Here is a 13,002-nt window from a genome sequence, read left to right on the forward strand (position 1 = left end):
ACGAATAAGCCCTGGTTAACCGTCACCGCACCCAGCAGCATCACCAGTGCAACCGCCAACTGCGGCTTAGTGATGCTTTTACTGAGCAACATATGCCAGCTCCAGACCACCACAGCACTGATAAGCAGCGCAAAACTGACCATCAACGGCTGCGTTGCCATGGTGAGTGTCTGCTCGTCCAATGCCGACGCTTTAAGCAGCACAGCAATGCTCATCATCATCGCAGAAGCCACCCCCGCGACAGGTAAAATTCGATGAAACGCTTGCAATCTCGTTTTTGCCACCGTCAACAGCAAATGGGCAAACAATCCGCCTAGCAACACAATCTGAACCAAAACACTCAATCCAGAGGCAAAGCTCGATTGTTCAGTGATCATGATTCCAACGTAAGCCAGCGCTAAACCATTCGCCAAGTACATCACCCATAACGGTCCTTGCACTCGTGTTTTCTTAGTTTGAACCTGAGAATAGAAATAGCCGATAGCGAACACCACCATCATGGCTTCAATACGTAAGGAGGCGACCGCTAACCACAAAATCGCGATCGCGGGTAATACCTTATGAATACGCCCACGCTGGCCCGGGCAGATGTCCCCTTTAACGAGAATAAGGGTTAAGATCAATTGCGCGCCGAGCAACATCGGTGCGAAAGAGGCAAGCAAATCAGGAATCATAATCTGTCAGATAATTGAATGAACAAGGCGCGAATCATAACAGACTGGTGAGATGCTTCAATACAGTGCGCTGCTCGACAATGCCTTTGAACGTGCCATCCTTGTCGACCAACACCCAGGGAAAGTGCGGGTACTGCTCCAACAGTGCCGCCATACTATCGAGCGGGGTTTGCCAATAGATGATCGCCGCAGGCGGCGACATAATACGGTTCGCGGTTTTCAGCCACATGTTGCGCTCTTTGCTGCTTTCTAAATCGGTGCCCATGGTAGGCGTCAGGTGTAAATTCATCGAAGCGCGCTCGATCACACCCAGACATTCCCCTTCATCGATCACAGGTAAGGCTTGTATCGTTTTGTCCTGAAATTTCTGATAAATCAGTGACAGCGCCACCGTAGGGCTAAGGTGGCTGACGTTGGGCGATACCAAATCCGCTAATGATGGCTCACCGCTGCTTGAACGTGGCGCATCGGGCAATTGGCAGTAGTCCTCAACCAATCTAAGGTCATCGAGGCTCATCGGCTTTGAAAAGTAGTAACCTTGAACATAATTGACGCCGAGACTGGCAATCACCTGGTACTCTTGTTCCGTTTCCACCCCCTCTGCCACGACCCTGAGGCCAAGCTTTTGTGCTAGCTTAGTGATGGAAGCCACTAAATGGTACTTACGGCTGGTTTCACTGATACCACTCACAAACACCCGATCAATCTTCAACACATCAAAATAGCTGCGATTGAGATACTCAAATGACGCACTACCTGTGCCAAAATCATCCACAGCGATGAGCACACCTGCCTCTCGTATCGCCGACAACATCGATTCTTGATAGCTGTCACTCTCAAAATAGGCGCTTTCGGTAAACTCGATGGTTAATCGATCAGGGTCAATTTTCAATCTGTCCACCATCTGCACCGTACGGCCCAAGACTTCACCAATATCGTGTTTTGAGTTGAGGGAGCGGTTAACAGACAAGCCCACTTGAGCGCCAAAGCGCTTTTGTAATTCGGGCAGCATCGACATTGCTCGATGGCAAATCATATCATCGAGCTCAACGATCAAATCAAGGTCTTCAATGACACTCACCATCTCTTGCGTATTAGTGTTCAATTGATCATTGATTGGAAAACGGCACAGCGCTTCAAACTTATCAATCTGACCCGATTTAATATCCACCAAAGGCTGGAAGTGGACATCCACCAGACCACCTTTCACGCACTTGATCGCGAACTCCTCCAACGCTTTCTTGCGCTCTTGTGCTTGATGCATCTCTCGGTCGAAAAACGCAATACGTTTGCCTTCACTCTGGTTCAGCTCCAGTAACGCCTGAGTCGCATGGGAAATCAAACGCGAAGGGTTATTCGCATCGACCCCCAGTACCGATACCCCGGTTAATCCGTCACGCAATGCCAAGGCAATCTCTCCTTGGGCACGCTTGAAAAGGTGAAAAAAGTTCTTCACCGCTTTGCGTACTTCTCGAATTCGCTCTTCGGCGGTGGATTCCGCTATCGACAAACACACCGCAAAACGACCATTACCCAAATAGCCGCAGCTTGCCACTTTGGTGCTCTCAATCAAATAACTGGCAAATTGCTTTTTGACTTGGTGCGCTTTGTCGGCAGGAAACTTTGGCTGCAATACCAACATCACCGCATTCAACGCATCCGGCGCTTGCTCACATTGTTGCTCCAGTTCGGCAATGAAACTGTCTCGAGAGGGTAATAAGGTCAGTAGATCAATACCATCGGTTTCCAAGCCATCAATTTTATCGAGCTGCTTGGAGAGATCAGACGTAACACCAATATAGATACGCTCGCCACTGGATCGCTCAATCGCCGTAATTGAGAGCTCTTGTGGCACGGTGGAGCCATCCGCTTTCAAGGTGATGATCGGTCCGCTCCACGCCCCACAACGATTTACACTCGCCCACATCGCTTCATAAAATTCGTCACTCAACTTGTCGGCATTAAAAATACTGGTTTTCAAACCCACAATTTCATTGAGTAAATAGCCAGTATTTTGTTCGAAGCGACGATTACACGCCAAAATGCGAGTTTGCGCGTCGGTGATGACCACACCGCGCGTCTCGTTTTCAAATGCAGAGCAGAACAGGTCCCTGGCGTCCGAGCGGGAACCGATCACCAGACGTGGAGAAAAGCAGCCTGAAAGCACGTTGGTCGCTTCTCTGTTGACGTCAAACTCAACGTAAGCGAACACGGCATGAGGGATCAGCAAACAACAATGGAACCTGTCCATCTCACCGGTTTTCAGCACCGACTTGAACACACTCTGACAGCGCTTACGGTGTAACGTAGGAAGCAGCTTGAATAACTGCTTCGCCGAAACGCTCGCCACATTCTGGCCAAATAACAGCTGCATCGCATCGGGATCGCAACTAAAGGTCTGGTTGTTAAGGTCCAAACGCCAATCAAACGTGCTGTACTTGGGGTGATTAGAAGGCTCTGCTGTGGTTTCAAGCGCATGCACTTGAAAATTCTCTTCCATGCTCGTAAACACCTGTGTGGTTTATGTTGATGAGGTTAATTTTAGACTGGATGCACGAAATTATCCGTTAACCTGCCGTGTTTATACGTAAAAAAATGAGGGCTATGTTGAGGTAGATAGATGAATGACAAGCCGCTATAATTCGCGCTCCCTGGCACAGAGAGCAAAATATGTTCAACGATATTACCCCGATTCACCAACACAAAAAGTACTGGGCCGAGTGTTTTGGCACCGCGCCATTCCTTCCGACCAGTCGCAAGGAAATGGATGCTTTAGGTTGGGATAGCTGTGACATCATCATCGTCACAGGCGATGCCTATGTAGATCATCCCAGTTTTGGTATGGCCATCATCGGGCGTCTTTTGGAAGCCCAAGGGTTTCGTGTCGGGATTATTGCTCAGCCAGAATGGCAAACCAAAGACGCCTTTATGGCGCTTGGCAAACCTAACCTTTTTTTCGGCATCACCGCTGGCAACATGGACTCGATGATCAACCGTTACACAGCGGATCGCAAATTACGCCATGATGACGCCTATACCCCAAACAACGAAGGGGGCAAGCGCCCAGATCGTGCCACACTGGTCTACTCGCAGCGCTGTCGTGAAGCCTACAAAGGTGTGCCTATCGTACTGGGGGGTATTGAAGCCAGCTTACGTCGCCTTGCGCACTACGACTACTGGTCAGATAAAGTGCGTCGCTCCATTTTGTTTGATGCCAAAGCCGATATTTTGCTGTTTGGTAACGCAGAACGCGCACTGGTTGAAGTCGCACACCGTTTAGCCGACGGCGAAGCGATCGCGGATATGACCAATATTCGTGGTACCGCGGTGAACTTGGCGGCCGAGCCAGAAGGTTACACCATCATCGACTCATCACGTATTGAGAAGCCCCGTAAAGAGGCGTTTATTCCGCCAAACCCTTACGTGGTGGAAGAGCAGTGCGACACCAAAGCGAAACAAGAAGAGACAAAGCCACAACCGATCACGATTCGCCCTTCGCGCCACGATGCGAAAACCACCGCAGTACGCCTGCCTCATTTTGAAAAGCTCAACAATGACCGCATACTTTACGCGCACGCCAGTCGCATCATGCACCTTGAGACAAACCCGTACTCAGGACGCGCTCTGATTCAAAAACACGGTGACCGAGAGCTATGGGTCAACCAAGCGCCAATTCCTCTGACCACAGAAGAGATGGACTACGTGTTTGGTCTGCCTTATGCACGCGTGCCTCATCCGATGTACGGCAAAGCAAAAATTCCTGCCTATGACATGATCAAGACGTCAGTCAACATCATGCGTGGCTGTTTTGGCGGCTGTTCATTCTGCTCCATTACCGAGCACGAAGGCCGCATCATTCAAAACCGCTCTCAAGAGTCTATTTTGAATGAGTTGGAAGAAATTCGAGACAAAGTGCCTGGCTTTACCGGAACTATTTCTGATTTGGGCGGCCCTACGGCTAACATGTATCGCCTCGGCTGTAGCGATCCGAAAGCGGAAATCAACTGTCGTCGTCCATCGTGCGTCTTCCCTGGCATCTGTAATAAACTCAATACTGACCATAAGCACACCATCGACCTTTACCGCGCGGCGCGCAAAGTCGAGGGGATCAACAAGGTGATGATCGCCTCTGGTGTGCGTTATGACTTGGCGATTGAATCCCCAGAGTACGTTAAGGAGTTGGTTACGCACCACGTGGGCGGCTACCTGAAAATTGCACCAGAGCATACCGAGAAAGGTCCGCTTGATCTGATGATGAAGCCGGGCATGGGTGCCTACGACCGTTTCAAAGAGATGTTCGAAAAATACAGTGCAGAAGCAGGCAAGAAGCAATATCTGATTCCCTACTTCATCTCCGCCCACCCTGGCACAGAAGATGAAGACATGCTCAATCTCGCCCTTTGGCTGAAAAAGAATGACTTTGAGTGCGATCAAGTGCAGAACTTCTACCCATCACCGATGTGTAATGCGACCTCAATGTACTACTCAGAGACGAATCCACTCAAGCGCGTTAAATATAAGCAGCGTGAAGTGGTGCCCGTTGCGAAAGGAGAGCGCCAGCGTCGTTTGCACAAAGCTCTGCTGCGCTATCACGATCCGCAAAACTGGCCACTGATTCGTGAAGCGCTGATCAGCATGGGTAAAAAGCACCTGATCGGTGACAAGCCGAGTTGTCTCGTTCCGGCTGAAGACATTTCCGCCCAGACGCCTGCACAACGCAGAAAGTCCGGACGTCACGGCTCCAATCGCTTTGCTACTAAGCACACGAAATCTCAGCCTGGCTTTGAAAAAATGCATGGCAGTGAAAAAGGTAAAGCGAGTAAAAACAGCGGAAATAAGAAAGGCAAAGCGCCAGCGGGTAAAGCCTCACGCGATCATGTGATTGCAGAGCAAGGCCGATCCAATGGCCAAGGCAAGCGAAAACCCAAACACCGCTAATAAATGATGATCAAAAAAAGGGGCAAACGCCCCTTTTTTTAATCTCTATTTTAAGCAACGCGGTAGAAATACCGTTATGCGTTGGCTTTTTCAAACTCAGCCATAAAGTCCACCAAGGCTTGTACACCCTCGAGCGACATCGCGTTGTAGATCGATGCACGCATCCCTCCGACCGCGCGGTGACCTTTGAGTGCGACCAAACCGCGGGCTTTCGCTTGCTCTAGGAACAGACTGTCCAACTCCGGCTTTTTCAGTTGGAAAGGCACGTTCATGCGTGAACGGTTGTCGGAATGCACGTTGTTGATGTAAAAATCTGACTGGTCAATGTAGTTGTAGAGTGTCGCGGCTTTTTGTTGGTTGATTTTCTCCATAGCCGCCACGCCCCCTTGCTCTTTCAACCACTTAAACACCAACCCAGAGAGGTACCAAGCAAACGTCGGCGGTGTATTAAACATCGACTCTTTTTCCGCCAAAATTTTGTAGTTTAAAAAGCTTGGCAGCACCTCACTGGCAAGCTCCAGTAAGTCATCACGTACAATCGCGATACAGATACCGGCTGGGCCAATGTTCTTCTGCGCGCCTGCGTAAATCACCCCATATTTCGACACATCAATCTCACGTGACAAAATGTTGGAGGACATGTCCGCCACAATCGGCTTGTCAGTCACGGGCAGTTCGCTGATCTCGATACCATCGATGGTTTCGTTAGGACAAAAATGGACATAAGCACTGTCTGCATCGATACGCCACTCGCTCGCGGCGACAACAGCAAGTTTGCCGTCTTTCTCTGTTTTTGCAGAGAATGCATCAACATCACAGTACTTCTGCGCTTCTTCTATCGCACTTTGTGCCCAGTAACCGGCATCGATGTAGGTGGCTTTTCGCGCATTACCGAGCAAGTTAAGCGGTACAGCAGCGAACTGAGCGCGCGCGCCACCCTGGCAGAAAAGGACTTTGTAGTTGTCTGGGATATTAAGCAGATCACGTAAATCCTGCTCAGCTTCCTCAGCGACTTGAATAAACTCTTTACTGCGATGGCTGATCTCCATAACCGAAGTGCCAAGCGCGTTCCAGTTAACAAATTCTGCTTGCGCTTTTTCCATCACGGCTTTAGGTAGCGCCGCTGGACCTGCACTGAAGTTATATACGTTGTCCATTTCACATTCCTTGATCATTCTGAGAGATTGCTAGGATTAATAACACGTTTTCTGCGAGATAAAAAGCAAGAAAAGAGGTGTTACGACCTCTTTTCTTGCTTAGTGGTTTGTTTTCCTAACTATGGCTGCATCATTGCAGAGAGAAACAAAGTCATCAAGGGTATTTTCTGGCCATTGTTAAACACCAAATTCCCCTGCTCGAGGGTGGCTTGGATTTGGTAGCCTTGCTGGGTTTGTGAGATAAACTCCATCACAATCGCTTCATCAACACCCTGCTTAATAAACGGATACTGTTCAACAAGTTGGTTGGAGAAAAAGGTATTAATCTCGCCCGTCAACGCTGGGATTACCATCATAGGGTTTTGTGAGATGCCAGAGGTACCTTCTGGTACTGCCACAGTCCAAGTAGAATCGAACACTGCGCCGTCACCCAAATCGACATCCAATTTGTTCATAGTGAGATAAAACCCCTTGGTAAACAGGGTCTCAACTTGGGAAATTGCTTGCTCAATCTCATTTTCACTGAGAACAGGGTTGTTTTGATAGATATTCACTAAATGGTCGAACGATTCCATATCTAAACCACCAAAAGTCAGATCGAAACCAACACTTTTCACTTCGCCCTCTTGACCGATAACATCGTTAAGACGAACAACATGCTGACTGCTGACGGTTTGATTCACTTCGTCCATAGAGCTGGTGACGCGGTATTGACCTTGCTTGAGGCCAAGCCACACCGCTTGAGCCGGATCCGTCAACGTCACTTCATCGACAGATAGGGTCTGCTCACCTAACCAAAAGCTGCCCTGTTTCTTACCACTTCCACTGCCTTTTAAACCCACAATATGCAGCGACTCGCCGTGGTTAAAGTCGATATCCGCAGCGGGCATATCCAGCTCGTAGCTCACTTCACCTAGCACAGTGATCTGACCGCTCAGCGTCGATGGCGACATCGACAACACCGCATTATCGGCCCCTTGCGCGACATAATTCCAACTGTCCATAGATACGGTATAACGAGTATTGCCGTTGAGTTGGGTTGAGGTGTGCAGCGTCAATGGAATGGCTTCTAGCCCTTCGATGACCGAATCGGCGTCAAGGCTCACCAAGCCATGAGTCAAATCACTGTGAACGATAAACTCGCTGGGTAAGCCATCTTGAGCCATTTGGGCTGCGAGCTCTTGATCGTGAATCACATAGCGGGTGGTCACCTTTGAGGAAAGGTAGCCTCTATCGTAACTGACGACGTCGGCACTGATGGCCGCGCTGTTTAGGTGACGAATGCCATCTTGAATAACATTTTGACCAATTTGCCCCACGGCCAATGGCCAACAAAGGGCGAGAGAAATGGCACCACCGATGGCGCCAATCTTTTTAAGCTGATGCATGTACGTGTCCGATAAGGAGATTTGTCCCAAGTCTACACCAAAAAACATTGAGATAAATCAGAGTATTGTCTTTCTCTCGATTTTGGCAAAGATTCTATTACTCAGCTCTCAACATGGTTTGGTAAGGCTTGTTACAGTGGATCATGTGTTGGTTTCCAAAAAATGAAAACGCCGTGAATCATTACGCATTATTGTGCCTTGACAACAACCCTGTGAGCGTTGAAATCCTGCGACGTGAACTTGCGACCTTTGCGCCTAAATTCGACATTTACACTGCCGATACCATCGAGGACGCCCACTCGATTCTCGAGTTCTGCATCGAGAGACAACAGGAGATGGCGTTAGTGATCGCCAGTCACCATGAGCAGTTTGATGGCGCCAGCTTCTTGATTCACCTTGATAAGTCCCCTCAAACACGCTTAGCAAGAAAAGTGCTCGTCAGTTGTGGGCAGGATATTCAAGCCATTTTATCCGCAGTCAATGATGGCCGCCTTGACCACTGCTTAACCAAGCCTTTGCAAGATAATGTGGTCGAGCGTACCGCATTGAAAGAACTGACCACATTCGTGCTCGAAAACGATCGCGACAATCTGCTCAGCTATAGCCAAGTTCTCGACCAACACCGCCTACTTCGCGCCCACATCGATCAGAAGATGCGAAGCTATCGCGAGGGCTTTATCAGCGATCACCACACGCTGACCGACCAACAATTAGCAGAACAAGTGACCGGTGCTCTGCGCGAATTTTTTGCTGACCAAGATGATACCAACGCATGTCGTACCTACTCCGCCGACCATCTGTTAACCAAAGAAGGCGAGGAAAACCGCTTTCTGTGGTTCATCACCGAAGGCCAAGTGGCACTGTACAAAAAAGATGATCTCGGCATTCAGCGTGAAGTCGTCCGACACAGCCAAGGCAGCATCGTGGGCGGGATGTCCTTTGTCACCGGCGAAGCGTCATTCTCGACCGCCATAACTTTGACGAAAACAGAAGTCATCAAACTCGATCGTGACGTCTTCGCCAAAGTCATGCACTCCAATACTGCGCTGCTGCCACTATTTACCAATTTACTACTGCGCCATTTCAATCGCCGTTTGCAACGCAGCATTACCACCAAACTTGAGTTGCAAAAAACCCTGGAGTCGCTGGAACTGGCCCACCAACAACTGATCGAAAGAGAAAAAATGGCCATGTTGGGACAACTTGTTGCAGGGGTTGCCCATGAGCTCAATAACCCGATTGCCGCAATACTGCGCGGCACAGATACCATCACTGACAAAATCCATCAGTTGATCGCCCATCAAGGGGACGAGCCGATACAAGCATTGGGGAGCGAGATTCTCACTCATGCCCTGACTGCACGGCCCCGATCCACCTCACAAGAGCGCGAGCTCGCCGCCGCCGCTGAAAAGCGCGTCTCTGATCGCCGCGTGGCAAAAAAGTTGGTCAAGCTAGGGCTTAATGAGGATGAAGAGTGGTTAACGCGCGCAAAACGTCACCCGCAGCAGACCCTAAGCCAACTCACCGATCTCGAAGCCTATCAATTGACGGGGGCTACCCTGCGCTCAATCCATGTCTGCGCGCAGCGTATTGCAGATATGGTCAAGAGCCTGAAAGGTTACGCGAGACCCGATGATGAATCTTTTCATTTGAGTGACATACACGAAGGGTTGGAAGACACCTTAGTGATCTTTGAAAACAAATTAAAATTCCATCATGTTGAAAAGCACTATGGCGACATCCCTCTCATTTCCTGTCAGCCTATCGCGCTGCAACAAGTGTGGACCAATCTTATCTCCAACGCGATTGATGTCTTTCCTGCCAAAGGTGTGTTGGAGATCTCCACCACCCTTCATGACGACAACTGGCTAGAAGTGGCGTTTAAAGACAACGGATGTGGTATTCCCAAAGCGCAACTGGATAAAATTTTTACTCTCAATTTCACCACCAAAAAAGAAGGCAATTTTGGCCTAGGTATTGGCTTATCGGTCTGTCAGCAAATTGTCCTGCAACACGGGGGCAGGATAGACGTGGTCTCACTCACCGAAGAGGAGTGCCACCATCACCCAGAGCTGGCCCCCTATACTAAGATGTCGGTTTGGCTGCCAGTCAACCCCATGTCTCACACAACAAGGACTCATGTATGAACAACTATCTCATTTTGTGCGTGGATGACGAGCGAGAAGTCCTCGATAGCGTAGTGCAAGATTTGGATTGCTTTGAAGAGACGTTTGTACTCGAGGCGGCAGAGTCGGTCTCAGAAGCCAAACAGATCATTCAGTCGGCGGCTAAAGAAGGTACCCGTTTGGCGCTGATTCTCTGCGATCACATTATGCCAGAGCAGACGGGCATCCAGTTCCTGATTGAATTGAATGAGCAAGAAGAGACAAAGTCGACGCGAAAATTACTTCTCACCGGACAAGCGGGGCTAGAAGATACCGTGGAAGCGATTAATCACTCGAGCCTCGACTTTTACATCGCGAAGCCCTGGCGCGGAGAGGAGTTGCGAAGCGTGATCAAAGAGCAACTCACCCAATTTGTAATCGACAATGAGCCCAATCCGCTCCACTGGGCATCGACGCTCGATACAGAAGCCATCTTTGCCGCGATAGCGAAAAACCGTTTGGACTTGGGTGAATAAACGACCACGTTAGCCATTCACTGGCTAAATCTTGGCATATCACTTGCTAAATGCTAGATATATCGACAAAACAATGACATTTAGTGTAGTGGCATTCGCTATGATGCATTATTATGTTGACACATCGTCATAGCGACACTCTCGCTAAAGACCAAGGAAATTAACAAGATAAAGGTTTATCGTCCATTATGCGTAAAACAATTTTAGCAGCGGCGCTAGTGCTTGCATCTGGCCAATCATTTGCTGAGGACCCAAACAGCCCAGCGGTTATGAGTAACTTTAGTTACGACTACTTCGAAGCTCGTATCGGCGCAAGCCCAGTGACCTTCGGCGGTGGCGTGAGCAAGTCCATCCACCCTAACGCACACTTTATTGCTCGCATTGACTCAGAGTTTGAAGGCGATTACGACTCAGCGGTCGGTCTTGGCTTTCACGCACCGATCAACAACTGGGCGGATCTGACCGGTTCGATGCTCTTCCGTATGGTGGATTTCAATGGTCGCAACAACAAGAGCACTGAAACAGGCATGCAGCTTAACTTAGGCGTTCGTCAGTGGCTTGGGCCACAACTTGAAGTCGGCGGTGGCGGCGGTTACTTATCGCTCGACGATAAAGACCAATGGTTAGGCTCTGTCTACGCACGTTTCCACTCCACCGAATTGTTCTCTCTCGGTGCAGAAGCTCGAATCAACGACTTCTACGGCGACCAATTGATGTTTACCACGCGTTTCAAGTTCTAACACATCACGCTCATCAACGTGTATTGATAAGCAGCGCTCAAAGCGCTGCTTTTTATTGTCCGCAAGTTTTATTTCCAACGCAGCGCCTTGATTTAACCCACATTTCTCTTTCGCCCGTAAAACTTTTGTTTTTTTTCGTTCATAATGAATGAATCGCAATGCGGCTCCGGTCTACTTGTTTATCGCAACCATTCAATACGTTCATCAGAAAGGATACTCATGACAAGGTTTATCACACTCTTCACCTCGCTTCTTGTGGCGTTTAGTAGCCTAGCGGCCGACAACTGGAATCAGGTAGTTGAAAAAGCCAAAGGGCAAACTGTCTATTTTCATGCTTGGGGTGGCAGCCAGGAGATCAACAACTACTTGCGCTGGGCAAGTTCTGAACTAGAGCGTCAATACGGCGTGACTCTGAAACACGTCAAAGTGACGGACATTGCCGAGACCACGACTCGCCTGATTGCTGAAAAAGCGGCAGACAAAAACAGCGGGGGCAGCGTTGATATGGTGTGGATCAACGGTGAAAACTTTAAATCGATGAAAAACAACGCTCTGCTTTATGGTCCATTTGTTGAATCGCTGCCCAATTGGCAGTATGTCGATAAATCACTGCCCGTTGACAGTGATTTTTCAGAGCCAACACTTGGCCTTGAAGCACCTTGGGGGGTAGGACAGCTGGTGTTTATCCATGACACCACCACACTGAATAATCCGCCCGCCTCTTTTAATGAACTGCTAAGCTACGCTAAGGCCTACCCTAATCGTGTCAGCTACCCTCGCCCACCCGAATTTCACGGCACAAGTTTTTTAAAAGCGCTGTTGATTGAACTGACTAACAATGATCCATCGCTCGCCAAGCCCGTGTCTGAGGCCCAGTTTGATGCAGTGACGGCATCACTTTGGCAATATCTCGATGAGTTTCATACGGTTGCGTGGCGTCAAGGGAAGCAATTTCCATCAGGTACCGCAGAGACTTTGCAATTGCTCGACGACGGACAGTTAGACTTGGCGATTACCTTTAATCCCAATGCGGTTTTTTCCGCTCAAGCAAGCGGAAAGCTGGCCCCAACCACGGCGGCCTATGCGATGGAGAGCGGCGCCTTGTCTAACATTCACTTCTTAGCGATTCCTTGGAACGCCAATGCGCCCGAGGGCGCCAAGGTGGCGATTAACTTCTTACTCAGCCCAGAAGCGCAATCACGCAAAGGAGATTTGAATGTGTGGGGCGATCCGTCAGTGCTTAAGAATGAGGTGTTACAGGGCAGCGCGAAAAATACAACGCTGTTTAAATCTGTGGCGGAGCCGCACCCAAGTTGGCAATCCGCACTCGAAGTCGAGTGGCAGAAACGCTACGGCCAGTAGCCAGCAAACCAATACGAGAGCCAGATGTTTAGAGCGACGTATTTCATTGTTTTACTGATCTGCATCATGCCCATTATGCCCGGCATATTGGGTGTGATGCTC

The 13,002-nt window shown here is 49.3% G+C and carries 9 protein-coding genes; 5 read left to right on the top strand and 4 right to left on the bottom strand.

The features are described 5' to 3' along the window. Window positions 1–674: HI_1241 family integral membrane domain (locus AC6R1O_RS12470; protein ID WP_500657132.1), on the bottom strand; the 674-nt coding region annotated here is incomplete at its 3' end. A 34-nt stretch (window positions 675–708) separates the two neighbouring features. Next, complete coding sequence (locus tag AC6R1O_RS12475; protein WP_500632475.1) at window positions 709–3,174, bottom strand: EAL domain-containing protein; 2,466 nt, start codon at window positions 3,172–3,174, stop codon at window positions 709–711. Between the two features lie 170 nt (window positions 3,175–3,344). Between AC6R1O_RS12475 and AC6R1O_RS12480 the strand changes: the two genes are divergently transcribed. After that, on the top strand, window positions 3,345–5,612 hold the full coding sequence (locus AC6R1O_RS12480; protein ID WP_500632476.1) for a YgiQ family radical SAM protein: 2,268 nt from the start codon (window positions 3,345–3,347) through the stop codon (window positions 5,610–5,612). Between the two features lie 74 nt (window positions 5,613–5,686). Here the strand turns inward: AC6R1O_RS12480 and serC are convergent, their stop codons facing one another. Beyond that, window positions 5,687–6,769, bottom strand: a complete 1,083-nt coding sequence (gene serC / locus AC6R1O_RS12485; RefSeq protein ID WP_500632477.1) for a 3-phosphoserine/phosphohydroxythreonine transaminase — start codon at window positions 6,767–6,769, stop codon at window positions 5,687–5,689. Window positions 6,770–6,888: 119 nt separating this feature from the next. Continuing rightward, window positions 6,889–8,157, bottom strand: coding sequence for a DUF945 family protein (locus tag AC6R1O_RS12490; RefSeq protein ID WP_500632478.1), 1,269 nt, complete (start codon window positions 8,155–8,157; stop codon window positions 6,889–6,891). A gap of 173 nt (window positions 8,158–8,330) precedes the next feature. Between AC6R1O_RS12490 and AC6R1O_RS12495 the strand changes: the two genes are divergently transcribed. The 4 genes from AC6R1O_RS12495 to AC6R1O_RS12510 all read left to right on the top strand — a co-directional run bounded on the left by AC6R1O_RS12495 (window position 8,331) and on the right by AC6R1O_RS12510 (window position 12,900). After that, window positions 8,331–10,304 (top strand): ATP-binding protein, encoded by a 1,974-nt coding sequence (locus tag AC6R1O_RS12495; RefSeq protein WP_500632479.1) that lies wholly within the window; start codon window positions 8,331–8,333, stop codon window positions 10,302–10,304. Further along, window positions 10,301–10,798, top strand: a complete 498-nt coding sequence (locus AC6R1O_RS12500; RefSeq protein ID WP_500632480.1) for a response regulator — start codon at window positions 10,301–10,303, stop codon at window positions 10,796–10,798. The genes AC6R1O_RS12495 and AC6R1O_RS12500 overlap by 4 nt, the downstream gene beginning before the upstream one ends. 188 nt (window positions 10,799–10,986) lie before the next feature. Further along, window positions 10,987–11,538 (top strand): hypothetical protein, encoded by a 552-nt coding sequence (locus AC6R1O_RS12505; RefSeq protein WP_500626877.1) that lies wholly within the window; start codon window positions 10,987–10,989, stop codon window positions 11,536–11,538. Between the two features lie 219 nt (window positions 11,539–11,757). After that, window positions 11,758–12,900 carry an ABC transporter substrate-binding protein gene (locus AC6R1O_RS12510; RefSeq protein ID WP_500632481.1) on the top strand — a complete coding sequence of 381 codons (1,143 nt, stop codon included), beginning with the start codon at window positions 11,758–11,760 and terminating at the stop codon, window positions 12,898–12,900. Window positions 12,901–13,002 lie beyond the last annotated feature (102 nt).

It is taken from the genome of Vibrio sp. R11-SG3-ISO3-SZ, assembly GCF_059834345.1.